The following is a 22,842-nucleotide window of genomic DNA, read 5'->3' as shown; positions in this document are numbered from 1 at the left end:
AGACCGCATGAGCAAGTCCGGCGATTCCAAGAACACCCTCTACTGCTCGTTCTGCGGGAAGTCGCAGCATGAGGTCCGCAAGCTCATCGCCGGGCCGACGGTCTTCATCTGCGACGAATGCGTCGAGCTGTGCATGGACATCATCCGCGAGGAGCACAAGACCACCCTTGTGAAGTCGCGCGACGGCGTGCCGACGCCCAAGGAGATCTGCAAGGTTCTCGATGACTACGTCATCGGGCAGGACCATGCGAAGAAGGTCCTCTCGGTCGCGGTGCACAACCACTACAAGCGGCTGGCGCATGGCGGGAAGAACCCCGACATCGAGATCGCCAAGTCGAACATCATGCTGGTGGGGCCGACGGGTTCGGGCAAGACGCTGCTGGCACAGACGCTCGCGCGCATCCTCGACGTGCCCTTCACCATGGCGGATGCGACCACGCTGACCGAGGCCGGCTATGTCGGCGAGGATGTCGAGAACATCATCCTCAAGCTGCTCCAGGCCGCGGACTACAATGTGGAGCGGGCGCAGCGCGGCATCGTCTACATCGACGAAGTCGACAAGATTTCGCGCAAGTCGGACAACCCCTCGATCACCCGCGACGTGTCTGGGGAGGGGGTCCAGCAGGCGCTGCTGAAGATCATGGAAGGCACCGTCGCCTCCGTGCCGCCGCAGGGCGGGCGCAAGCATCCTCAGCAGGAATTCCTCCAGGTCGATACCTCCAACATCCTGTTCATCTGTGGCGGTGCCTTCTCGGGCCTCGAGAAGATCATTGGGGCGCGCGGCAAGGGCTCGGGCATCGGCTATGGCGCCGATGTGCGTGACCCGGATGAGCGCCGCACCGGCCAGATCCTGCGCGAAGTCGAGCCCGAGGACCTGCTGAAGTTCGGCCTGATCCCGGAATTCATCGGCCGCCTGCCTGTGGTCGCCACGCTGGACGACCTCGACGAGAAGGCGCTGATCGAGATCCTGACCAAGCCGAAGAACGCCCTGGTCAAGCAGTATGGCCGCCTGTTCGAGATGGAGGGAGCGAAGCTCACCTTCACCGAGGATGCGCTGAAGGCCGTCGCCACCCGCGCCATCCAGCGCAAGACCGGCGCGCGCGGGCTGCGGTCGATCATGGAGGCGATCCTGCTGACCACCATGTTCGACCTGCCGGGCCTTGAGGCGGTCGAGGAAGTGGTGGTGAACCGGGAGGTCGCGGAAGGCCGCGCCCAGCCGCTGTTCATCTATGGTGAGAGGCCGGCCGAGCAGACCTCGGCGTGAACCGATACGGGGCGTCCCGCGCGGACGCCCTGTCAAGGTCTTGAGCGGGCGCCGTCCGGGTCCCACATCCCGGATCAACCGTGGCGCCTCGCCCGTGCCGCTGTCTGGGCGGGTCGGGCGCCGACTGTCCCTAGTGAGGTCACATGACGGATACCATCCGCGGCGAATTGCTTCCGGTGCTCCCCCTGCGGGACATCGTGGTATTTCCGCACATGATCGTCCCGCTGTTCGTCGGCCGCGAGAAGTCGGTCCGCGCGCTGGAAGCGGTGATGAAGGACGACAAGCAGATCCTGCTCGTCGCCCAGAAGAACGCGGCCCAGGACGATCCTGGGGCCGATGACCTGTATCAGGTCGGCACCGTCTCGACGGTGCTGCAACTGCTGAAGCTGCCGGACGGCACCGTTAAGGTGCTGGTCGAGGGCGGCCGCCGCGCCAAGATCGCCGCCTTCAAGGAGACCGCGAACTACTTCGAGGCCTTCGCCGAGCCGGTCGAGGAAACCACTGCCGAGCCGCGCGAGGCGGAAGCCCTGGCGCGCACCGTGGTTTCCCAGTTCGAGCAGTACATCAAGCTCAACAAGAAGATCGCCCCCGAGGTGCTGGTCTCGATCAACCAGATCGAAGAGCCGGCCAAGCTCGCGGACACCGTCGCCTCGCATCTCGGCCTGAAGATCCCCGAGAAGCAGGAGCTGCTGGAAACGCCGTCCGTGACGGCGCGGCTCGAGCGCGTCTTCGCCCATATGGAGGGCGAGATCGGCGTGCTGCAGGTGGAGAAGCGCATCCGTAACCGCGTGAAGCGGCAGATGGAGAAGACGCAGCGCGAGTACTACCTGAACGAGCAGCTCAAGGCGATCCAGAAGGAACTGGGCGAGGGCGAGGACGGCAAGGACGAGGCCGCCGAGCTGGAGGCCAAGATCAAGGCCACCAAGTTCAGCAGGGAAGCGCGCGAGAAGGCGATGCAGGAACTCAAGAAGCTCCGGTCGATGTCGCCGATGTCCGCCGAGGCGACGGTGGTGCGCAACTACCTCGACTGGATGCTGACCATCCCCTGGAAGAAGCGCTCCAAGGTCCGCAACGACATCATCGAGGCGGAGAAGGTGCTCGATGCCGACCATTTCGGCCTGGAGAAGGTGAAGGAGCGGATCATCGAGTATCTGGCGGTGCAGTCGCGCTCGCCGAAGATCCGTGGGCCGATTCTGTGCCTGGTGGGGCCGCCGGGCGTGGGCAAGACGTCGCTCGGCAAGTCCATCGCGCGGGCGACGGGGCGCAACTTCGTGCGCATGTCGCTCGGCGGCGTGCGGGACGAGGCCGAGGTGCGCGGCCATCGCCGGACCTATATCGGTTCCATGCCCGGGAAGGTGATCCAGGGCATGAAGAAGGCGAAGACCAGCAATCCGCTGTTCCTGCTCGATGAGATCGACAAGCTCGGCGCCGATTGGCGCGGGGACCCGTCCTCCGCACTGCTGGAGGTGCTGGATCCCGAGCAGAACAGCACCTTCGCCGACCACTACCTGGAAGTGGATTACGACCTGTCGGACGTGATGTTCGTGACGACCGCCAACAGCCTGCGCATGCCGCAGCCGCTGCTGGACCGCATGGAGATCATCCGCATCCCCGGCTACACCGAGGATGAGAAGGTTGAGATCGCCAAGCGCCACCTGATGAAAAAGGTGAGCGAGGCGAACGGGCTGAAGGATGGCGAGTGGTCGGTGACCGACGCCGCGCTGCGCGACCTGATTCGCTACTACACGCGCGAAGCCGGCGTCCGCAGCCTGGAGCGCGAGATCGCGGGCCTCGCGCGCAAGGCGGTGAAGGAGATCGTCTCCAAGCAGGCCAAGAAGGTCGCGATCACCCACAAGAACCTCGAGAAGTTCGCCGGCGTGCGGAAGTTCCGCTACGGCGAGGCCGAGGCCGAGGACATGGTCGGTGTCGTCACCGGCCTGGCCTGGACCGAGGTGGGTGGCGAGATCCTGACGATCGAGTCGGTCATGTTGCCCGGCAAGGGCAATGTGAAGACCACCGGCAAGCTCGGCGACGTGATGCAGGAATCCGTCTCCGCCGCGATGTCCTATGTGCGGTCGCGTTCGACCAGCTTCGGCCTGAAGCCGACGATGTTCGAGAAGCGCGACATCCATGTGCACGTCCCGGAAGGGGCGACGCCCAAGGATGGGCCTTCCGCGGGCATCGCCATGGCGACGTCCATGGTGTCGGTGCTGACCGGCATCCCGGTTCGGCGCGACATCGCCATGACCGGCGAGATCACGCTGCGCGGCCGGGTGCTGCCGATCGGCGGGTTGAAGGAGAAGCTGCTGGCCGCGCTGCGCGCGGGCATCAAGACGGTCTTCATCCCGAAGGACAATGAGAAGGACCTCGCCGAGATCCCCGACAACGTGAAGAAGAACCTCGAGATCATCGCGGTGTCTCATGTCGACGAGGTGATCGGCCGGGCGCTGGTGAAGAAGCCCGAGGCGATCACCTGGGCGGAGCCGGAGGAGACACCGGCACCGCGCGCCGGGGAAGCCGCACCGGTCGGGACCGTGCTGCCGCACTGACCCCGATTCGCGCATGACGCAAACGTCAGAAACCCCGGCGGAGCATGGCTTCGCCGGGGTTTTCTGTGGAAAACCCAGGCCAGCGTTGCATTCCTGCCGCATGATGCGCCGCAAATGGCGGTTTTCCGCGGCGCATCCGATGGTCTGTCGTTGACGGTGCGAAACCCGCGCTCCTAGTCTCCGCCCCGACCCGGTTGGCCGACTCGCCGACCCGTCATCCGCACCATCGGAGGGGATACCCAGTGAACAAGCAGGACCTCATCACCGCCGTCGCCGAGGCCACCGACCTGCCCAAGGCGAAGTCTGGCGATGTCGTGGACGCGGTTTTCTCCGCGATCGAAAAGGCGCTGTCGAAGAAGGGCGGCGAGGTTCGCCTCGTTGGCTTCGGCACCTTCTCGACCTCGAAGCGCAAGGCCGGCAAGGGCCGCAATCCGCGCACCGGCGAGGAAATCAAGATCCCGGCCAGCACGACCGTTCGCTTCAAGGCCGGCAAGGGCCTGAAGGACGCCGTGAACTGATCCTGCCGCCATCGGCAGGCGTCACGAGGGCCGGTCCGCAAGGGCCGGCCTTTCGTGTTATAGGCATAGGGTAGGGGCGCTTAGCTCAGCTGGTAGAGCGCCTGCTTTACACGCAGGATGTCGGCGGTTCGAACCCGTCAGCGCCCATTCCTTCCCGGCACAATCCGCACGACGCTTGGCAAGGACGATTCGCCGCAGCGGCTGCCGCGCGGCGCTCCGCATGTCGCGATTCGCCACCACTGCACCACGCCGCGCCGTGCTTTCGACGACGCTGCGCGCAGGCCTCCGGCCTTGTGTGAAGGCCAACTCTGCGGGCTGCATCTTCCTCAGGCGGAATCACTCGCGCGGCCGCTTGACTATCCTGTCGCCGGGCCCTATCCCCCGGCTCCTGTCGCGGTTACGCGGGTGTAGCTCAGTTGGTTAGAGCGCCGGCCTGTCACGCCGGAGGTCGCGGGTTCGAGCCCCGTCACTCGCGCCACGCGCGACTGGAAACGAATGCGGCGCCCCGGAACCCTGGGGCGCCGCTTTCGTTTTGTGCCCGCCGCGCTAAACCCGACGTAACCCAAATGCTTGAAAACAAGGCTCCGCGGACTATGGCGAAGCGCGAAAAGGGCGGCTAATGTCCGCCCGCGCTGCGCTGCGGTATGCTGCAGCGCAGCGCAACCATGTCCCCGCATTGCGGGCAGGGGAGAGCAAGGTTCCGATGACCCAGCCGCTGCTGGCCGAATATTTCCCGATCCTCGTCTTCCTCGGGATCGCGGGGGGCATCGCCATCGCCATGGTGGGCGGCGCCTTTCTGGCCGCGCGCCAGAAGCCCTATGCGGAAAAGCTGTCGACCTATGAATGCGGCTTCGCGCCCTTCGACGACACGCGCCACCGCTTCGACGTCCGTTTCTACCTGGTCGCCATCCTGTTCATCATCTTCGACCTGGAAGTGGCGTTCCTGTTCCCCTGGGCGATCGCACTGGGCGGGATCGGCTGGCTCGGCTTCGGATCGATGATGGGCTTCCTGTTCGTGCTGACGGTCGGGTTCGTCTATGAATGGCGCAAGGGCGCCTTGGACTGGGAGTGAGCGCGCCCATGAGCAGCAACAGCAGCGAGATCGCCTGGAACAGCCAGGCGCTGCCGCCCGGCGCGGCGCAGGACGCGGTGATCGGCGCGGTGAACGACGAGATCACCGAGAAGGGCTTCGTCGTCGCGAACATCGACAAGGTGGTGAACTGGGCGCGCACCGGTTCGCTATGGCCGATGACCTTCGGCCTGGCCTGCTGCGCGGTGCCGATGATCCACGCCTACATGGCGCGCTACGACCTCGACCGATTCGGCGTGATCCCCCGCGGGTCGCCGCGCCAGTCCGACGTGATGATCGTGGCCGGCACGCTGACCAACAAGATGGCTCCCGCCCTGCGCAAGGTCTACGACCAGATGTCGGAGCCGCGCTGGGTGATTTCGATGGGGTCCTGCGCCAATGGCGGCGGGTACTACCATTACTCCTACAGCGTGGTGCGCGGCTGCGACCGCATCGTGCCGGTGGACATCTACGTGCCTGGCTGCCCGCCGACGGCCGAGGCGCTGGTCTACGGTATCCTGCAACTGCAGAAGAAGATCCGGCGGACGGGGACCATCCTGCGTGGCTGAGAACGAGACGACGGCCGTCGAGGCCGTGCCCGAGAACCCGCTGCGCGTGCTTGGCGCGGCGATCGTCGAGGCTGCCGGCGCGGCGGTGACCGGCTTCACGCTGGAATGCGCCGACACCGAGCTGGTGGTGCAGGCGCCACGCCACGCGTTGGCGCCGCTGATGACGATGCTGCGCGACGATCCGCGATTCGCCTTCGAGCAATGCATGGACATCTGCGCCGTCGATTGGCCGGAGAAGGCCGAACGATTCGAGGTCGTCTACAACCTGCTTAGCCTGTCGCATAACCACCGCGTGCGCGTGGTGGTCACCACCGATGCGGCGACGCCGGTGGCCTCCGTCGTCGGCCTGTGGCCCTCGGTGACTTGGTTCGAGCGCGAAGTGTGGGACATGCACGGCGTGGTCTTCTCGGGCCAGCCAGACCTGCGCCGCATCCTGACCGATTACGGCTTCGACGGGCATCCGCTGCGCAAGGATTTCCCGCTGACCGGCTTCGTCGAGCTGCGCTATGACGAGGAGCTGAAGCGCGTGGCCTATGGCCCGGTGCAGCTGACCCAGGAATTCCGCGACTTCGACTATATGAGCCCGTGGGAGGCGATGACCTCGCTGCCTGGTGACGAGAAGGTCCATCTGAATCGCCTGGAGGGCCCGGCATGAGCGCGCAGCCCCTGCCTGCCATCGGCGAGGCGCCGATCGAGACGGTGACGCTGGATGGCGGCGACAGCCACACCATCAATTTCGGCCCGCAGCATCCGGCCGCGCACGGCGTGCTGCGCCTGGTGCTGGAGATGAAGGGCGAGGTCGTCGAACGCGCCGATCCGCATGTCGGGCTGCTGCATCGCGGTACCGAGAAGCTGATCGAGCACAAGACCTATATCCAGGCGCTGCCGTATTTCGACCGGCTGGACTACGTCGCGCCGATGAGCATGGAGCATTCCTTCGCCATCGCGACGGAACGGCTGCTGGGCATCGAGGTGCCGGAACGCGCGCAGTATATCCGCGTGCTGTTCGCGGAAGTGTCGCGGCTGCTGAACCACCTGCTGAACATCACGACTTATGTGATGGATTGCGGTGCGATCACCCCGGCACTGTGGGGCTTCGAGCAGCGCGAGACGCTGCTGGAATTCTACGAGGAAGTCTCGGGCAGTCACTATCACGCGAACTACTTCCGTCCGGGTGGCGTGGCGAAGGACCTGCCGGCCGGCCTGGAAGCGAAGATCGGCGACTGGGCAACCAAGTTCCCGGCCTTCATCGCCGACATGGAGCGCCTGGTCACCGAGAACCGCATCTTCAAGCAGCGCACCGTCGATATCGGCGTTATGACGGCGGAACAGGCGATCGAATGGGGCTTCTCCGGCCCCTGCCTGCGCGCATCAGGCTGCGCGTGGGACCTGCGCAAGGCGCAGCCATACGACGTATACGACCGGATGGAATTCGACGTGCCGGTGGGCACGCGCGGCGATTGCTACGACCGTTATCTCGTGCGCGTGCTCGAGATGAAGGAGAGCCTGAAGATCATTCATCAGTGCCTGGCGCAGATGAAGCCGGGGCCGATCAAGACGCAGGACCACAAGATCACGCCGCCGAAGCGCAGCGAGATGAAGCGCTCGATGGAAGCGCTGATCCATCACTTCAAGCTGTATACCGAGGGCTATCACGTGCCCGCGGGTGCGACCTACACGGTAACGGAAGCGCCGAAGGGCGAGTTCGGCGTCTATCTGGTCGCGGACGGGACGAACAAGCCGTATCGCTGCAAGATCCGCTCGCCGGGTTATGCGCATCTCCAGGCGATGGAAGTGCTGTCGAAGGGTCACATGCTGGCCGACGCCGTGGCGATCATCGGTTCGCTCGACGTGGTGTTCGGGGAGATCGACCGGTGAGCGTTCATCACGAGGAGCCTTCGCACTTCGCCTTCGATGCGGAGAGCGAGGCGCAGATCGCGAAGATCGTCGCGCGCTATCCGGAAGGGAAACAGGCGAGCGCGGTGATCCCGCTGCTCTATGTCGTGCAGAAGCAGATGAAGCGGCAGACCGACAGTGGCTGGGTGCCGCGCGTCGGGATGGATGCCGTGGCCGAGCGGCTGTCGATGCCGCCGATCCGCGTCTACGAGGTCGCGACCTTCTACTTCATGTTCAACACCAAGCCGGTGGGCAAGTACCATCTTCAGGTGTGCGGCACGACGCCGTGCTGGCTGCGCGGGTCGGACGACGTGCTGCGCGCCTGCAAGGATGCGGGCGGCGTGAAGCATTATGGCGACACCAGCGAGGACGGGCTGTTCACCATGACCGAGGTGGAATGCCTCGGTGCCTGCGTGAATGCGCCGATCCTCCAGGTCGATGATGATTTCTACGAGGACCTCGACTACGAGCGCACCGTCGCGCTGATCGAGGCGCTGAAGCGCGGCGAGCGGCCGAAGCCGGGCAGCACGATCGGGCGGTTGAACAGCGCGCCGGATGGCGGGCCGTTGGTGCTGACCGAGGTGCCGGGGGCAGGGGAATAGTCATGGCTCTGGCCGACAAGGATCGCATCTTCACCAACCTCTACGGTGCGCAGCACTGGGGGCTAGAGGCGGCGCGCAAACGCGGCAACTGGGACGGCACGGCGGGCATCATCGCCAAGGGCCGCGACTGGATTGTCGAGGAGATGAAAAATTCCGGCCTGCGCGGCCGGGGTGGCGCGGGCTTCCCGACCGGCATGAAGTGGTCCTTCATGCCGAAGCAGTCGGATGGGCGGCCGTCTTATCTCGTCGTCAACTGCGACGAATCCGAGCCTGGCACCTGCAAGGACCGCGACATCGTCCGGCACGATCCGCATACGCTGATCGAGGGCTGTCTGCTCGCCGGCGTCGGCATGGGCGCGCATGCGGGCTACATCTACATCCGTGGCGAGTTCTACAACGAGAGCGTCACACTGCAGGCCGCGATCGACGAGGCCTATGACGCAGGGCTGCTTGGCAAGAACGCGGCGGGGTCGGGCTGGGATTTCGACCTGTACCTGCACCGCGGCGCGGGTGCGTATATCTGCGGCGAAGAGACGGCGCTGATCGAATCGCTGGAAGGCAAGAAGGGGATGCCGCGGCTGAAGCCGCCATTCCCGGCGGCTGTCGGACTGTATGGCTGCCCGACCACGGTGAACAACGTCGAGACCATCGCGGTGGTGCCGGAAATCCTGCGGCGCGGGGCGACCTGGTTCAGCGGCTTCGGGCGACCGAAGAATTCCGGCACCAAGCTGTTCTGCATCCAGGGCCATGTGAACAAGCCCTGCAATGTCGAGGAGGAGATGAGCATCCCGATGCGGGAGCTCATCGAACGTCACGCCGGCGGCGTGCGCGGCGGGTGGGACAACCTGCTCTGCGTGATCCCGGGCGGGTCGTCCACGCCGCTGCTGCCCAAGTCGATCTGCGACGATGTGCTGATGGATTTCGACGCGCTGCGCGAGCATCGCTCGGGCCTCGGCACTGCGGCGGTGATCGTGATGGACAAGTCCACCGACATCATCAAGGCGATCGCGCGGCTCGCGGCCTTCTACAAGCATGAAAGCTGCGGCCAGTGCACACCCTGCCGCGAAGGCATGGGCTGGCAGATGCGCCTGATGAACCGCATGGTCGAGGGCAACGCGGAGATCGAGGAGATCGACCTGCTCGAGAACGTCACGCGGCGCATCGAGGGGCACACGATCTGCGCGCTCGCCGATGGCGGCGTGTGGCCGGTGCAGGGGCTGATCCGGCATTTCCGACCGGTGATGGAAGAACGCATCATGGCCTACAAGGCGCGGCATACGCGCATGGCCGCGGAGTAAGCGGCGATGGCGCGTGCTCCAATTCCTGCGGCCGCACCCGAGGAAAAGCCCACTCTTTGGGTCCAAGGAATCAGGCTCGGTATAACGCAGATGATTGTCGCAGCTGTTGTTGGTGTCGGTACTTCGTTGGGGGTATTATTTCTTTCGGGGCTCTATATTTTTGAATACCGTAGCGTAGTGCAACAAGGCGGTACCGCGACTCTATCATGCTCGCATGGGTTCTCTGTTGTCTCCAGCAGTTGTGCAATTGATACGAGGGGGCAGTCTGCGCATCTTCAGCAGATTGGCAGCTACACGTCGAGCCCGAGAAGTCAAATGTCTTGCGTTTATACAAGTAACGGCATTGTTGCTCAGCCCACATCGGAAGCAAGGGTCTTCGCACACGCAATTTGCGGACGAAATTTCCTATTCCAGGGGGGCGAGTAAGCGCGATGGCCAAGGTCACGGTTGACGGCATCGAGGTCGAAGTTCCGAACGGGGCTTCCGTGTTGCAGGCCTGCGAGGCGGCAGGGAGGGAAATCCCGCGCTTCTGCTATCATGAGAGGCTGTCCGTCGCGGGCAATTGCCGCATGTGCCTGGTCGAGGTGGAGAAGGCGCCGAAGCCGGTCGCGTCCTGCGCCTATCCGGTGAATGACGGGATGAAGGTCTTCACCGACAGCGCCGTGGTCCGACAGGCCCGGCGCAACGTCATGGAGTTCCTGCTGATCAACCACCCGCTGGATTGCCCGATCTGCGACCAGGGCGGCGAGTGCGACCTGCAGGATCAGGCCGTTGCCTTCGGCTCCGACGCGTCTCGCTACAGCGAGGCGAAGCGGGCGGTGAAGGACAAGAATATCGGTCCGCTGGTGAAGACCGTGATGACGCGCTGCATCCAGTGCACGCGCTGCGTCCGGTTCTCGGCCGAAGTGGCGGGCACGCCGGAACTGGGCGGGACCAATCGCGGCGAGAGCCTTGAGATCGGCACCTATGTCGAGAAGGCGCTGACCTCGGAGCTGTCGGGCAACCTGATCGACATCTGCCCGGTCGGCGCGTTGACCTCGCGACCCTATGCCTTCGTCTCGCGCCCTTGGGAATTGAAGAAGACCGACAGCATCGACGTGCTGGACGCGGTCGGCTGCAACATCCGCGTCGATGCGCGCGGGCCTGAAGTGCTGCGCATCATCCCCCGCATCAATGAGGCGGTGAACGAGGAATGGATGGCCGATCGCGGCCGCTTTTCCTTCGATGGGCTGAAGCGGCGGCGGCTGGATCGGCCATGGGTCCGCAAGGACGGCAAGCTGGTCGCGGCGACCTGGCCCGAGGCCTTCGCGGCGATCGCGGCGAAGCTGTCCTCGCTGCCGGGCGATCGCATCGGTGCGGTTGCCGGCGCTCTGGCGGATGCCGAGAGCACGCTGGCGCTGAAGGACCTGATGGCGGCCTATGGGTCGGCCAACATCGATTGCCGGGATGACGGCGCGGCGATCGATGCGTCCCGCCCGGATTTCTACCGCTTCAACACCACCATCGCCGGTATCGACGAGGCCGACGCGCTGCTGATCATCGGCAGCGATGTGCGCCGCGAGGCACCGGTGCTGAACGCGCGCATCCGCAAGCGTTGGACGCAGGGTAAGTTCCCGGTCGCCTATGTCGGGCCGCGCGGGCTGGACCTGACCTATCCGGCGACGCATCTGGGCGACGGCCCGCAGGCGATCAATGCCTTCGCGGACACGCTAAAGGCGGCGCAGAAGCCGATGATCATCCTCGGTCGCGGCGCGTTGCAGCGGGCGGATGGCGCGGTGGTTCTGGCCGCGGCCTGGGCGCTGGCGGCGGAAGTCGGCGCGCTGACGCCGGAGTGGCACGGCTTCAACCTGCTGCATCTGTTCGGTGGCCAGGTCGGCGCGCTGGAACTCGGCTTCGTGCCGCGGCAGGGGGCCAAGGGCCTGGATGCGATGCTGGCCGGCGGCGTCAATGCGCTGTGGCTGCTGAATGCGGATGGCTTCGACCCGGCGCGCATCGTGGAAGGCACCTTCGTCGTCTATCAGGGCCACCATGGCGACGCGATGGCCGGGCGCGCCGATGTGATCCTGCCGGGCGCGGCGTATACCGAGAAGGACGCGACCTGGGTGAACACCGAGGGTCGCGCGCAGCGTGGGCGCCTCGCGATCTTCCCGCCCGGCGAGGCGAAGGAGGATTGGCGCATCATCCGCGCCTTCAGCGAAGGCGTGGGCAAGGCGCTGCCCTATGACGACGCGGCCGCGATCCGTGCGGCGCTGGTTGCCGCCAGCCCGGTGTTTGGCCGGGTGGGCGAGGTCCAGCGCGGCGGCTGCGGCGATACGACCGGCCCGGCCGGCGGTGCGGTCGGCGGGGCGCCCTTCGTGCTGCCGCTGCCGGTCTATCACCAGGCGGATGTGATCAGCCGCGCATCGGATGTCATGGCGGAGTGTGCCGCGATCTACGGGCCGGCGCCGGCCCTGGCGGCGGAGTGACGTGATGGTCGACTTCCTGTTGAACCACCCGATCGGGATCCTGATCCTGACCGTCGTGAAGGCGCTGGCGCTGCTGGTGCCGCTGCTGGTCGGCGTCGCCTACCTCACCTATGCGGAACGCAAAGTGATGGCGGCGATGCAGATGCGAAAGGGGCCGAATGTCGTCGGGCCCTTCGGTCTGCTGCAGCCCTTCGCCGACGCGATCAAGATGCTGATGAAGGAAACCATCGTGCCCACGGGCGCGAACCGGGTCCTGTTCCTGATCGCGCCGATGCTGACCTTCTCGCTGGCCATGATCGCCTGGGCGGTTATCCCGGTGAATGACGGCTGGGCGATCGCCGACATCAATGTCGGTATCCTGTACCTGTTCGCGATCAGCTCGCTCGGCGTCTATGGCGTGATCATCGCGGGCTGGGCGTCGAATTCGAAATACGCTTTCCTGGGCGCTATGCGCTCGGCGGCGCAGATGGTGTCCTACGAAGTCTCGATGGGCTTCGTGATCGTGACCGTGCTGCTGTGCGTGGGGTCGCTGAACCTGACGGAGATCGTGCGCGCGCAGCAGACGGTGTGGTTCGCCATCCCGCTGTTCCCGATGTTCGTGATCTTCTTCATCAGCACGCTGGCCGAGACCAACCGCGCGCCGTTCGATCTTCCCGAAGGTGAATCCGAACTCGTCGCCGGCTTCTTCGTCGAATACAGCTCGATGTCCTTCGCGCTGTTCTTCCTCGGCGAATACGCGAACATGATCCTGATGTCGTCGCTGACGGTCATCCTGTTCCTGGGCGGCTGGCTGCCGCCGATCGACATCGCGCCGTTCAACTGGATCCCGGGTCCGATCTGGTTCGTGGCGAAGATCTGCGTCTGCCTGTTCACCTTCGTCTGGGTGCGCGCGACCTTCCCGCGCTATCGCTATGACCAGCTGATGCGCCTGGGGTGGAAGGTGTTCCTGCCGTTCAGCCTGGTGTGGCTGGTGCTGACGGCCGCCGTTCTCAAGCTGACCGGCTGGCTGCCGGCTTGATGGGGTCCTGACCATGGCTTCCCTCGACCGCGTCGCACGCAGCCTGCTGCTCTCCGAGCTCGTCTCGGGGATGGCGCTGACGCTGAAGTACTTCTTCAAGAAGAAGGCGACGCTCAATTATCCGTTCGAGCGGGGGCCGCTGGGCCCGCGCTTCAAGGGCGAGCACGCGTTGCGCCGTTACCCCAATGGCGAAGAACGCTGCATCGCCTGCAAGCTGTGCGAGGCCGTCTGTCCCGCCCAGGCCATCACCATCGAGGCCGAGCCGCGTGAGGACGGGTCTCGCCGGACCACGCGCTACGACATCGACATGACGAAGTGCATCTATTGCGGCTTGTGCGAGGAAGCCTGCCCGGTCGATGCGATCGTCGAGGGTCCGAACATGGAATTCGCCGCCGAGACGCATGAGGAGCTGATCTACACGAAGGAGAAGCTGCTCGATAACGGTGACCGCTGGGAGCCGATGCTGGCCGAGCGGCTGCGCCTTGATGCGCCCTACCGGTAAGGCCGTCCGATGATCGCCGCTCTCGCCTTCTATGCCTTCGCCGCCATCCTGATCGCCTCCGCGGTCATGGTGGTGACCAGCCGCAACCCCGTGCATTCGGTGCTGTTCCTGATCCTTGCCTTCTTCAACGCGGCGGGGCTGTTCCTGCTCGCGGGCGCCGAGTTCTTGGCGATGATCCTGGTCATTGTCTATGTCGGCGCCGTCGCGGTGCTGTTCCTGTTCGTCGTGATGATGCTCGACATCGACTTCACGCAGCTGCGCGAAGGCTTCCAGCGCTACGCGCCGATCGGGGCCATCATCGGGGCGATCCTGCTGGTCGAATTGCTGATGGTGGTCACCACCTGGCGCTTCGCGCCGGAGGCGGCGACGCTGCGGCTGAACCCGACGCCGGCGGGCATGACCAATGCGGAAGCGCTCGGGCGCATCCTCTATACGGACTACATCTACCTGTTCCAGGCCTGCGGGCTGATCCTGCTGGTGGCGATGATCGGTGCCATCGTGCTGACGCTGCGCCAGCGGCCGGGCACGCGCCGGCAGAATGTTGCCGAGCAGATCTCGCGCAGCGGATCCGTCTCGCTGCGTTCGGTGCCGCAGGGGGCGGGGCTGAAGGTGATCGGCATCGAAAGGCCGCCGGCGCCGGAGGAAGCGAAGCCCAAGGAAGTCGAACATCACGGTCATGGGGGGCATCACTGAGATGGCCGTTTCCCTCGCGCATTTCCTGACCGTCTCGGCGATCCTGCTCGTCCTTGGCGTGTTCGGCATCTTCCTCAACCGGAAGAACGTCATCGTCATCCTGATGTCGGTCGAACTGATCCTGCTCGCCGTGAACCTGAACCTGGTGGCCTTCTCGGCGGCGCTGGGCGACCTCACGGGCCAGGTCTTCACCATGTTCATCCTGACGGTGGCGGCGGCAGAGGCGGCGATCGGCCTCGCCATCGTGGTCATCTACTTCCGCAACCGCGGTACGATCGAGGTCGAGGATATCTCGACCCTGAAGGGCTGAGGCCATGTTCGTCGGCGCCGTTTTCTTCCCGCTGCTGGGTGCCATCATTGCCGGCTTCTTCGGCCGCTGGATCGGTGACAAGGCATCCCAGGCGGTCACCGTCCTGTGCATGGTATTGGCCGCCGCCTGCGGGGTCGCCGCCTTCTACCACGTCGCCTTCGGCCACGCGCCGCAGACGCTGGAGATCCTGACCTTCGTCGATGTCGGTGACTTCGAGGTATCCTGGGCGCTGCGCTATGACACGCTGTCGGCGGTCATGGTCGGCATGGTCACCTTCATCTCGACGCTGATCCACATCTACAGCGTCGGCTACATGTCGCACGACCCGTCGCGTCCGCGCTTCTTCGCCTATCTGTCGCTGTTCACCTTCATGATGCTGATGCTGGTGACGGCGGACAACCTGGTGCAGCTGTTCTTCGGCTGGGAAGGGGTGGGCCTCGCCTCCTACCTGCTGATCGGCTTCTGGTATGAGAAGGAAAGCGCCTGCGCGGCGGCGATGAAGGCGTTCATCGTCAACCGGGTCGGCGACCTGTTCTTCATGCTCGGCCTGGCGCTGACCTTCTGGACCTTCGGCTCGGTCGAGTTCGGCACGATCTTCGCCGCGGTCGAACAGCACCGCGACGCGACCTTCGCGGGGCTGCCGGCCTATGAGGTGATTTGCGTTCTGCTGTTCCTCGGCGCTTGCGGCAAGTCGGCACAGCTAGGCCTGCATGTCTGGCTGCCGGATGCGATGGAGGGGCCGACGCCGGTCTCCGCGCTGATCCACGCCGCAACGATGGTCACTGCAGGCGTGTTCCTGGTCGCGCGGATGTCGCCGGTCTTCGAATACGCGCCGACGGCGCTGGCCATCGTCACCGTCGTGGGCGCATCGACCGCGCTGTTTGCGGCGACGATCGGCTGCGTGCAGAACGACATCAAGCGCGTCATCGCCTATTCGACCTGCTCGCAGCTTGGCTACATGTTCTTCGCCCTTGGCGTCGGCGCGTACCAGGGTGCGATCTTCCACCTGTTCACCCATGCCTTCTTCAAGGCGTTGCTGTTCCTCGGCGCGGGGTCGGTGATCCATGCGATGTCCGACGAGCAGGACATCCGCAGGATGGGCGGCATCTGGAAGAAGATTCCGGTCACCTACACGGTGTTCTGGATCGGATCCCTGGCGCTGGCGGGTGTGCCGTTCTTCGCCGGGTACTACTCGAAGGACTTCATGATCGAAGCCGCCTTCGCCGCGCATTCCGGCGTCGGCATGTATGCCTGGGCCTGTGGCATGGCCGCCGCCTTCCTGACCGCCTTCTATTCCTGGCGGCTGATCATCCTGACCTTCCATGGGGAAGCGCGTGCCGACCATCACACGATGGAGCATGTGCATGAGAGCCCCTGGGTGATGCTGGCGCCGCTGCTGGTACTCGCCGCCGGCGCGATCGGCGCCGGTGCGGTCTTCGCGCCGTATTTCATCGGGCATGACTGGGAGCATTTCTGGAACGGGGCGATCGTCAACGCGCCGCACAACCACATCATGCACGCGGTCCACGAGGTACCCGAATGGGTGCCGCTGGCGCCGACCGTGGTGGGGCTGTCGGGCATCGCGCTCGCGTACATCATGTACATGTTCGCCCCGTCGATCCCGGGGAAGCTCGCCGCCACCTTCCACGGCATCTACCTGTTCCTCCTGAACAAGTGGTACTTCGACGAGCTGTACGACGCGATCTTCGTCCGTCCGGCACGCGCGCTCGCCCGGGTGCTGTGGCAGAAGGTCGATGCCGGGGTAATCGACGGTGTGCCGAACGGCGCCGCCTCCCTGGCCGTCGAGGTCGCGGAGGGTGCCGTGCGCATCCAGACGGGCCGTGTTGCCAATTATGCCTTCACCATGATCGCGGGTCTCGTGGTCTTCGTCTCCTTGCTCGTCTTCGGAGCCGCCCGATGAACGCCGCCGGCTTCCCGCTGCTGAGCCTGCTGACCTTCCTGCCGCTGGTGGGCGCCGCCTTCATCCTGACCCTGCGGGGAGAGGAGGAGGTCGTCGCCTCCAATGCGCGCTGGACCGCGCTGTGGACCAGCCTGATCGTCTTCGCGCTGTCGCTGATCCTGTGGTTCCGCTTCGACAAATCCGATCCCGGTTTCCAATTCGTCGAGCGGCTCGACTGGCTGACGGAATTCGGCATCACCTATCACGTCGGCGTTGACGGCATCTCGGTGCTGTTCATCCTGCTGTCCACGCTGCTGACACCGATCTGCATCCTGTCCGCCTGGGATGCGGTGCGGATCCGCGTCCGGGAATACATGGTCGCCTTCCTGGTGCTCGAGACGATGATGGTGGGGATGTTCTCGGCCCTCGACTTCATCGTCTTCTACGTCTTCTTCGAAGGCGTGCTGATCCCGATGTTCCTGATCATCGGGGTATGGGGCGGCAAGCGGCGCGTCTATGCGTCCTTCAAGTTCTTCCTCTACACGCTGCTCGGCTCTGTGCTGATGCTCCTCGCGATCCTGCTGCTGTGGTTCCGGGCAGGGACGACCGACATCCCCGCGCTGTTCGAGCACGCCATTCCGCCGTCGCTGCAGACCTGGATTTTCCTCGCCTTCTTCGCGTCCTTCGCGGTGAAGGTGCCGATGTGGCCGGTCCATACCTGGTTGCCGGACGCCCACGTCGAAGCCCCGACGGCAGGTTCGGTGATCCTGGCGGGCGTGCTGCTGAAGATGGGGGCCTATGGTTTCCTGCGCTTCTCGCTGCCGATGCTGCCGCAGGCATCGGCCGACTTCGCGCCCTTCATCTACGCCCTGTCGGTCATCGCGGTCGTCTACACCTCGCTGGTCGCACTGGCGCAGGAGGACATGAAGAAGCTAATCGCCTATTCCTCCGTCGCTCATATGGGCATCGTCACCCTCGGCATCTTCACCTTCAGCGTGCAGGGGCTGTCGGGTGCGCTGTTCACCATGCTGAGCCATGGCGTGGTCGCCAGCGCGTTATTCCTGTGCGTCGGCGTGCTCTATGACCGCGTCCACTCGCGCGAAATCGCGCGCTATGGCGGGGTCGCGAAGATCATGCCGGCCTATGCGCTGGTCTTCATGCTGTTCACCATGGCATCCGTTGCACTACCGGGCCTCGCCGGCTTTCCCGGGGAGTTGCTGGTGATCGTCGCGGCGTGGAAGGTGAATGCGTGGGTCGCCTTCGGTGCGGCGCTCGGCATGATCCTGGGGGCGGCCTACATGCTGTTCCTCTACAAGCGTGTGGCCTTCGGCAAGGTGACGAAGCAGGACCTGTTCGGCCTGTTCGACATGTCGCCACGGGAACACCTGGTCTTCGCGCCGCTCGTCATCCTCGCCGTGTGGATGGGCGTGTCGCCGCAATCCTTCCTGTCCTTCTTTGAAGCCTCGGTGACCGCGCTGGTGGTGCGGCATGAGGCCGCACTCGGTGCGGCACGCCTGGCGGGGATGTGAGCCGATGAACTGGACCCTCGCGCTGCCGGAACTCGTCCTTGGGCTGTCCGGCCTCGCCATCCTCGGCGTCGGCGTCCTGCCGAAGGGCAATACATATTTCCCCTGCGCCATGGCGGCGATCGGTGCCTTCCTGCTGACCGCGGTGCTGGTCCTGGGTGCGCCGGAAGGGGCGGGCTTTGGCGGGCTGGTGGTTTCGGACGCCTTCACCCGCTTCGCCAAGGTGCTGATCCTGATCGGCGCCGCGGCGGGTGTCGCGCTATCGCTCGACTTCAACGCCCGGGAAGGGCTCGACCGCTTCGAGTATCCGGTGCTGCTGGTCTTCGCGACGCTCGGCATGCTGGTCATGGTCTCGGCGAACGACCTGATGGCGCTCTATGTTGGGCTCGAACTGCTGTCGCTCAGCCTGTATGTCGTCGCCGCCTTCAACCGCGATGATGAACGCTCGGCCGAGGCGGGCCTCAAGTATTTCGTGCTCGGCGCGCTGGCCTCGGGGCTGCTGCTCTACGGCTCCTCGCTGGTCTACGGCTTCGCGGGCACGACGAATTTCGACCGTATCGCCGATACCTTGTCGGATCCGGCCAAGGCGACCCCTGGCGTGATCGTCGGCATGGTCTTCGTGATCGTCGGCCTGGCCTTCAAGGTCTCGGCGGTGCCGTTCCACATGTGGACGCCCGATGTCTACGAAGGTGCGCCGACGCCGGTGACGGCCTTCTTCGCCGCCGCCCCCAAGGTCGCCGCCATCACCCTGTTCGCCCGCGTGCTGGGCGGGCCATTCGGGGATCTCGCCGGACAATGGCAGCAGGTGATCGTGGTGATCTCGCTGCTCTCCATGGTCCTCGGCGCCTTCGCCGCCATTGGGCAGTCGAACATCAAGCGCCTGATGGCCTATTCCTCGATCGGCCATGTCGGCTATGCGCTGGTCGGCCTCGCCGCGGCGTCGGAAGCCGGCATTCGCGGGCTGCTGGTCTACATGGCGATCTACCTGCTGATGAACCTCGGCGCCTTCGCGGTGCTGGTGGCGATGCGGCGGCAGGGCAGGGCGGTGGAGAAGGTTTCGGACCTCGCCGGGCTGGCGAAGACCGACCTGTCCATGGCGGTGTGGATGGCGATCTTCATGTTCTCGATGGCGGGCATCCCGCCGCTCGCCGGCTTCTTCGGCAAGATGTTCGTCTTCAAGGCGGCGATCGATGCCGGGCTTTGGACGCTCGCCATCGTCGGCGTGCTGTCCTCAGTGGTGTCGGCCTTCTACTACCTGCGGATCGTGAAGGTGATGTTCTTCGATGAGTCGGCGGGCGCGCTCGATGCCCGGCCGGCGGCGACCTCCTTCGTGATGGCCGCGTCGGGGTTGTTCACCACGCTGTTCTTCCTCTATCCGGCGCCGCTGATCGCCGCGGCGCAGGCGGCCGTCGCCTCGATCCTGGGGTGAGCCCGGCGGGCTTCCGCCTTGAAGTCCATGAGGCGCTGTCCAGCACCTCGGACGAGGTGATCCGGCTCGCTGAGGCAGGCGGACCGGATGGCATTGCCATCCTTGCCCGGCAGCAGACGGCCGGGCGCGGCACCAAGGGGCGTGCCTGGCAGGGGCCTTCCGGCAACCTCCATTTGTCGGTGCTGCTGCGGCCGGACGAACCGATGCGGCTGGCGCCGCAGTGGAGTTTCCTCGCGGCGGTCGCCTTGGCCGATGCGTTGCTGCCGTTCCTGCCCGCCCCGTCCTTGCTGACGCTGAAATGGCCGAATGACCTGATGCTTGGCGGTGCCAAGGCGGCCGGGATCCTAGCCGAGACCGGGACCGATGGGGCAGGGAACCTCGCCTGGGTCTGCCTGGGGATCGGCGTGAATCTCGCCCAGGCGCCGGAGGTTCCAGGCCGCACCACGGCGAGCCTCGCCGGCCTTGGCATCGTGCCGCCGGCGCCCGAGGCCTTTGCCGCCGACCTGCTCACCGCACTCGATCGCCGTCGCGCCGAGCGCCGGGTCGATGGCTTCGGCCCCATCCTGGCGGCTTGGCTGGCGCGCGGCCCGGTGGCGGGCGCGCCCCTTGCCATTCGCCGCCAGGGCGCCGAGATAGCCGGCCGTTTCGCAGGGCTTGCCGAAGATGGCCGGCTGCTGCTCGACACCGGCGGACGCGTGGAAGCGTTCGCCTCCGGAGAGGTCGCCTGAGTCATGCTGCTTGCCGTCGATGCGGGCAATACGAACGTTGTCTTCGCCGTCCATGACGGGAAGGAATGGCGCGGACGCTGGCGTATCGCCACCCGCACGGACCGCACATCGGATGAATACGCGGTCTGGTTGCTGGCGCTGTTCCAGCATTCCGGGGTGAATGCCAATGACATCACCCGCTGTGTCATCGGCACCGTTGTGCCGGCCGCGCTGTACAATTTGCGCCGGCTGTGCCGCGACTGGTTCGATACCGAGCCCCTGATCGCCCGAGCCCACCTGAATTGGGGTTTCGAGATCCGGGTGGACCAGCCCAATGAGGTCGGCGCCGACCGGCTGCTGAACGCGCTGGCAAGCCACACCCATTACCGCGGCCCGCTGGTGGTGGTGGATTTCGGCACGGCGACCACCTTCGACGTGGTGGACGGCGATGGCGCCTATCTCGGCGGCGTCATCGCCCCGGGCATCAACTTGTCGATCGAGGCGTTGCACCGTGCCGCCGCCCGCCTGCCACGCATCGGCATCGGCCGGCCGCAGGCGGTGATCGGCCGCTCCACCGTGCCGGCCATGCAATCCGGCATCTATTGGGGTTACGTCGGCCTGATCGAGGGCATCATATCCCGCATCAAGGCCGAATACGGGGCGCCGCTGAAGGTTGTCGCAACCGGCGGCCTGGCATCCCTGTTTGCCGAGGGGACCCTTGTCATCGAGAAGACAGACCCCGACATCACGTTGGAAGGTCTGCGCCTGCTTGCGGACCGCAATCCCGTGCCCGTTTTCCACCACAGCGCCCTGCGCGACCCCCTCCGATCGGATTCCGACTGAACACGATGAACGCCGTATCCGGCGACCTCGCCTTCCTCCCGCTGGGCGGGACCGGCGAGATCGGCATGAACCTCAGTGTCTATCGCTGCGACGATGCGCTGCTCGCGGTCGATTGCGGCCTGGGCTTCGCCGGGCATGACAACCCCGAGGTCGATGTGATGGTGCCCGACCCGGCATGGCTCGCGGAACGCCGCGACCGGTTGCTGGGGCTGGTGATCACCCATGCGCATGAGGACCACATCGGCGCCGTGGTCCATCTGTGGCGGCAGTTCCGCTGCAAGATCTTCGCGACACCCTTCGCCGCGGCAGTGCTGACGCGCAAGCTGACCGAAGCGGGCATGATGCAGGAAGTGCCGCTGTTGGTGACGCAGCCGCGCGCCCGCTTCACCCTCGGCCCGTTCGACCTGCAATACCTGCCGGTCGCGCATTCGGTACCGGAATCCCAGGCGCTGGTGCTGCGCACCCGCCATGGCACCGTGCTGCACACCGGCGATTGGAAACTCGACCCCGATCCGCTGATCGGGCCGCGTACGGATGAGGCCGCCTTCGCCGCGCTGGGTGAGGAAGGCGTGCTTGCCATGGTCTGTGATTCCACCAACGCCATGGTGGAAGGCCATTCGGGCAGCGAGGCCGATGTGCGACGCAACCTGACGGCGCTGATCCGCGGGATTCAGGGGCGGATCGCGGTGACCGGCTTCGCCTCCAACGTCGCGCGGCTGGAATCGATCGCGCTCGCCGGGCGCGCGGCCGGGCGGCAGGTGTCCCTGTTCGGGCGCTCCCTGCGCAACATCGAGGCCGCGGCGCGCGAATGCGGCTACCTGAAGACCGTGCCCGCCTTCGTGCCCGAGGAAGAAGCGGACTACCTGCCCGATGACGAATTGCTTCTGATCTGCACCGGAAGCCAGGGCGAGCCGCGATCGGCCATGTCCAAGATCGCCGACGACACCCACCCCAACATCGCCCTGGGGGAAGGGGACACGGTGATCTTCTCCTCCCGCCGCATTCCGGGGAATGAAAAGGCGATCCAGCGCGTCCAGGATGGCCTGGCGCGACGCGGCTGCAAGGTGATGACGGATGAGGACCACATGGTCCACGTCTCCGGGCATCCTGCGCGCGACGAGTTGAAGCGGCTCTATGCCCTGGTGAAGCCACGCTATGCCGTTCCGGTGCATGGCGAATGGCGGCACATGCAGGAACATGGGGCGCTGGCGAAGGAATGCGGCGCAATCCCGTTCCTTATTGAGGATGGCGACGTGCTCCGCCTGTCGGGCAATCGGCCGGAGGTCGTGGAAGGCGTGCCCACCGGGCGTCTGGCGATCGATGGCGACCGGCTGCTGCCGATCGACGGCGCGCTGATCGCTGCCCGCCGGCGCATGATGTTCAACGGCATGGTGGTCGCGTCGCTGGCGGTGGATGCGCAGGGTCGGGTGCTGGGCGAACCGCAGATCTCCGCCCCCGGCCTGTTCGAGGTTGGCGACGCCGAGCCGGTGGTGATCGCCGCCGAGTTCCGCCGTGCCCTGGCCGACATGCCGGCGGCCCTGAAGCGCGAGGATGACCAGCTGCGCGAGGCAGCACGATCGGCGCTGCGCAAGGCGGTCGGCAAGCGGCTGCGCAAGCGGCCGATGGTCGAGGTGCATCTGCTCAGGCTCTGACGCCTCCTGCCGTCATGTTGGCAGGGTCCTGG

At 65.6% G+C, this 22,842-nt stretch carries 20 protein-coding genes and 2 tRNA genes; all 22 read left to right on the top strand.

Going from position 1 to position 22,842, the window contains the following annotated elements; all coding sequences use genetic code 11:
* Positions 1-7 precede the first annotated feature (7 nt).
* The 22 genes from clpX to AAFN86_RS06920 all read left to right on the top strand — a co-directional run bounded on the left by clpX (position 8) and on the right by AAFN86_RS06920 (position 22,810).
* Complete coding sequence (clpX, locus tag AAFN86_RS07025) at positions 8-1,264, top strand: ATP-dependent Clp protease ATP-binding subunit ClpX (RefSeq protein WP_347542563.1); 1,257 nt, start codon at positions 8-10, stop codon at positions 1,262-1,264.
* 143 nt (positions 1,265-1,407) lie between these two features.
* Positions 1,408-3,813, top strand: coding sequence for an endopeptidase La (lon, locus tag AAFN86_RS07020; RefSeq protein WP_347542562.1), 2,406 nt, complete (start codon positions 1,408-1,410; stop codon positions 3,811-3,813).
* Between the two features lie 242 nt (positions 3,814-4,055).
* Positions 4,056-4,331, top strand: a complete 276-nt coding sequence (locus AAFN86_RS07015; protein WP_347542561.1) for an HU family DNA-binding protein — start codon at positions 4,056-4,058, stop codon at positions 4,329-4,331.
* Positions 4,332-4,405: 74 nt separating this feature from the next.
* A tRNA-Val gene (locus tag AAFN86_RS07010) sits at positions 4,406-4,478 on the top strand.
* A 254-nt stretch (positions 4,479-4,732) separates the two neighbouring features.
* A tRNA-Asp gene (locus AAFN86_RS07005) sits at positions 4,733-4,809 on the top strand.
* A 225-nt stretch (positions 4,810-5,034) separates the two neighbouring features.
* A complete protein-coding gene (locus AAFN86_RS07000; RefSeq protein WP_347542560.1) occupies positions 5,035-5,403 on the top strand; it encodes an NADH-quinone oxidoreductase subunit A in 369 nt (122 codons plus the stop codon).
* Between the two features lie 8 nt (positions 5,404-5,411).
* Entirely contained in the window at positions 5,412-5,969 is a 558-nt protein-coding gene (locus tag AAFN86_RS06995) for an NADH-quinone oxidoreductase subunit B family protein (RefSeq protein WP_347542559.1), read from the top strand.
* Positions 5,962-6,624 (top strand): NADH-quinone oxidoreductase subunit C, encoded by a 663-nt coding sequence (locus tag AAFN86_RS06990; RefSeq protein WP_347542558.1) that lies wholly within the window; start codon positions 5,962-5,964, stop codon positions 6,622-6,624. The genes AAFN86_RS06995 and AAFN86_RS06990 overlap by 8 nt, the downstream gene beginning before the upstream one ends.
* Entirely contained in the window at positions 6,621-7,847 is a 1,227-nt protein-coding gene (locus tag AAFN86_RS06985) for an NADH-quinone oxidoreductase subunit D (RefSeq protein ID WP_347542557.1), read from the top strand. The genes AAFN86_RS06990 and AAFN86_RS06985 overlap by 4 nt, the downstream gene beginning before the upstream one ends.
* Positions 7,844-8,467, top strand: a complete 624-nt coding sequence (locus AAFN86_RS06980) for an NAD(P)H-dependent oxidoreductase subunit E (RefSeq protein ID WP_347542556.1) — start codon at positions 7,844-7,846, stop codon at positions 8,465-8,467. Before AAFN86_RS06985 ends, AAFN86_RS06980 begins: the two co-directional genes overlap by 4 nt.
* A 2-nt stretch (positions 8,468-8,469) precedes the next feature.
* A complete protein-coding gene (gene nuoF / locus AAFN86_RS06975) occupies positions 8,470-9,765 on the top strand; it encodes an NADH-quinone oxidoreductase subunit NuoF (RefSeq protein WP_347542555.1) in 1,296 nt (431 codons plus the stop codon).
* Positions 9,766-10,196: 431 nt separating this feature from the next.
* On the top strand, positions 10,197-12,230 hold the full coding sequence (gene nuoG, locus AAFN86_RS06970) for an NADH-quinone oxidoreductase subunit NuoG (RefSeq protein WP_347542554.1): 2,034 nt from the start codon (positions 10,197-10,199) through the stop codon (positions 12,228-12,230).
* Between the two features lie 4 nt (positions 12,231-12,234).
* A complete protein-coding gene (gene nuoH, locus AAFN86_RS06965; protein WP_347542552.1) occupies positions 12,235-13,248 on the top strand; it encodes an NADH-quinone oxidoreductase subunit NuoH in 1,014 nt (337 codons plus the stop codon).
* A gap of 13 nt (positions 13,249-13,261) precedes the next feature.
* On the top strand, positions 13,262-13,750 hold the full coding sequence (gene nuoI / locus AAFN86_RS06960; protein ID WP_347542551.1) for an NADH-quinone oxidoreductase subunit NuoI: 489 nt from the start codon (positions 13,262-13,264) through the stop codon (positions 13,748-13,750).
* A gap of 9 nt (positions 13,751-13,759) precedes the next feature.
* Positions 13,760-14,443, top strand: coding sequence for an NADH-quinone oxidoreductase subunit J (locus AAFN86_RS06955; protein ID WP_347542550.1), 684 nt, complete (start codon positions 13,760-13,762; stop codon positions 14,441-14,443).
* A gap of 1 nt (position 14,444) precedes the next feature.
* A complete protein-coding gene (gene nuoK, locus AAFN86_RS06950; RefSeq protein ID WP_198374373.1) occupies positions 14,445-14,753 on the top strand; it encodes an NADH-quinone oxidoreductase subunit NuoK in 309 nt (102 codons plus the stop codon).
* 4 nt (positions 14,754-14,757) lie between these two features.
* Positions 14,758-16,674, top strand: coding sequence for an NADH-quinone oxidoreductase subunit L (gene nuoL / locus AAFN86_RS06945; protein WP_347542549.1), 1,917 nt, complete (start codon positions 14,758-14,760; stop codon positions 16,672-16,674).
* A complete protein-coding gene (locus AAFN86_RS06940) occupies positions 16,671-18,182 on the top strand; it encodes an NADH-quinone oxidoreductase subunit M (RefSeq protein ID WP_347542547.1) in 1,512 nt (503 codons plus the stop codon). The genes nuoL and AAFN86_RS06940 overlap by 4 nt, the downstream gene beginning before the upstream one ends.
* A 4-nt stretch (positions 18,183-18,186) precedes the next feature.
* A complete protein-coding gene (nuoN, locus tag AAFN86_RS06935) occupies positions 18,187-19,608 on the top strand; it encodes an NADH-quinone oxidoreductase subunit NuoN (RefSeq protein ID WP_347542545.1) in 1,422 nt (473 codons plus the stop codon).
* Positions 19,605-20,336, top strand: a complete 732-nt coding sequence (locus tag AAFN86_RS06930; protein ID WP_347542544.1) for a biotin--[acetyl-CoA-carboxylase] ligase — start codon at positions 19,605-19,607, stop codon at positions 20,334-20,336. The genes nuoN and AAFN86_RS06930 overlap by 4 nt, the downstream gene beginning before the upstream one ends.
* A 3-nt stretch (positions 20,337-20,339) precedes the next feature.
* Positions 20,340-21,158, top strand: coding sequence for a type III pantothenate kinase (locus AAFN86_RS06925; protein ID WP_347542543.1), 819 nt, complete (start codon positions 20,340-20,342; stop codon positions 21,156-21,158).
* 5 nt (positions 21,159-21,163) lie between these two features.
* Positions 21,164-22,810: a ribonuclease J gene (locus tag AAFN86_RS06920; protein ID WP_347542542.1), complete on the top strand. Its 1,647-nt coding sequence runs from the start codon at positions 21,164-21,166 to the stop codon at positions 22,808-22,810.
* Positions 22,811-22,842 lie beyond the last annotated feature (32 nt).

Source organism: Roseomonas sp. CAU 1739 (assembly GCF_039839775.1).
Lineage (GTDB): Bacteria > Pseudomonadota > Alphaproteobacteria > Acetobacterales > Acetobacteraceae > Neoroseomonas.
This window is presented reverse-complemented; position numbering and strand designations above follow the sequence as displayed.

What these genes read in the sequence shown, in the direction of transcription:
- clpX (WP_347542563.1), top strand. Translation starts at nt 8, where the DNA reads ATGAGCAAGTCCGGCGATTCCAAGAACACCCTCTACTGCTCGTTCTGC.
- lon (WP_347542562.1), top strand. Translation starts at nt 1,408, where the DNA reads ATGACGGATACCATCCGCGGCGAATTGCTTCCGGTGCTCCCCCTGCGG.
- AAFN86_RS07000 (WP_347542560.1), top strand. Translation starts at nt 5,035, where the DNA reads ATGACCCAGCCGCTGCTGGCCGAATATTTCCCGATCCTCGTCTTCCTC.
- AAFN86_RS06995 (WP_347542559.1), top strand. Translation starts at nt 5,412, where the DNA reads ATGAGCAGCAACAGCAGCGAGATCGCCTGGAACAGCCAGGCGCTGCCG.
- AAFN86_RS06985 (WP_347542557.1), top strand. Translation starts at nt 6,621, where the DNA reads ATGAGCGCGCAGCCCCTGCCTGCCATCGGCGAGGCGCCGATCGAGACG.
- nuoF (WP_347542555.1), top strand. Translation starts at nt 8,470, where the DNA reads ATGGCTCTGGCCGACAAGGATCGCATCTTCACCAACCTCTACGGTGCG.
- nuoG (WP_347542554.1), top strand. Translation starts at nt 10,197, where the DNA reads ATGGCCAAGGTCACGGTTGACGGCATCGAGGTCGAAGTTCCGAACGGG.
- nuoH (WP_347542552.1), top strand. Translation starts at nt 12,235, where the DNA reads ATGGTCGACTTCCTGTTGAACCACCCGATCGGGATCCTGATCCTGACC.
- nuoI (WP_347542551.1), top strand. Translation starts at nt 13,262, where the DNA reads ATGGCTTCCCTCGACCGCGTCGCACGCAGCCTGCTGCTCTCCGAGCTC.
- AAFN86_RS06955 (WP_347542550.1), top strand. Translation starts at nt 13,760, where the DNA reads ATGATCGCCGCTCTCGCCTTCTATGCCTTCGCCGCCATCCTGATCGCC.
- nuoK (WP_198374373.1), top strand. Translation starts at nt 14,445, where the DNA reads ATGGCCGTTTCCCTCGCGCATTTCCTGACCGTCTCGGCGATCCTGCTC.
- nuoL (WP_347542549.1), top strand. Translation starts at nt 14,758, where the DNA reads ATGTTCGTCGGCGCCGTTTTCTTCCCGCTGCTGGGTGCCATCATTGCC.
- AAFN86_RS06940 (WP_347542547.1), top strand. Translation starts at nt 16,671, where the DNA reads ATGAACGCCGCCGGCTTCCCGCTGCTGAGCCTGCTGACCTTCCTGCCG.
- nuoN (WP_347542545.1), top strand. Translation starts at nt 18,187, where the DNA reads ATGAACTGGACCCTCGCGCTGCCGGAACTCGTCCTTGGGCTGTCCGGC.
- AAFN86_RS06925 (WP_347542543.1), top strand. Translation starts at nt 20,340, where the DNA reads ATGCTGCTTGCCGTCGATGCGGGCAATACGAACGTTGTCTTCGCCGTC.
- AAFN86_RS06920 (WP_347542542.1), top strand. Translation starts at nt 21,164, where the DNA reads ATGAACGCCGTATCCGGCGACCTCGCCTTCCTCCCGCTGGGCGGGACC.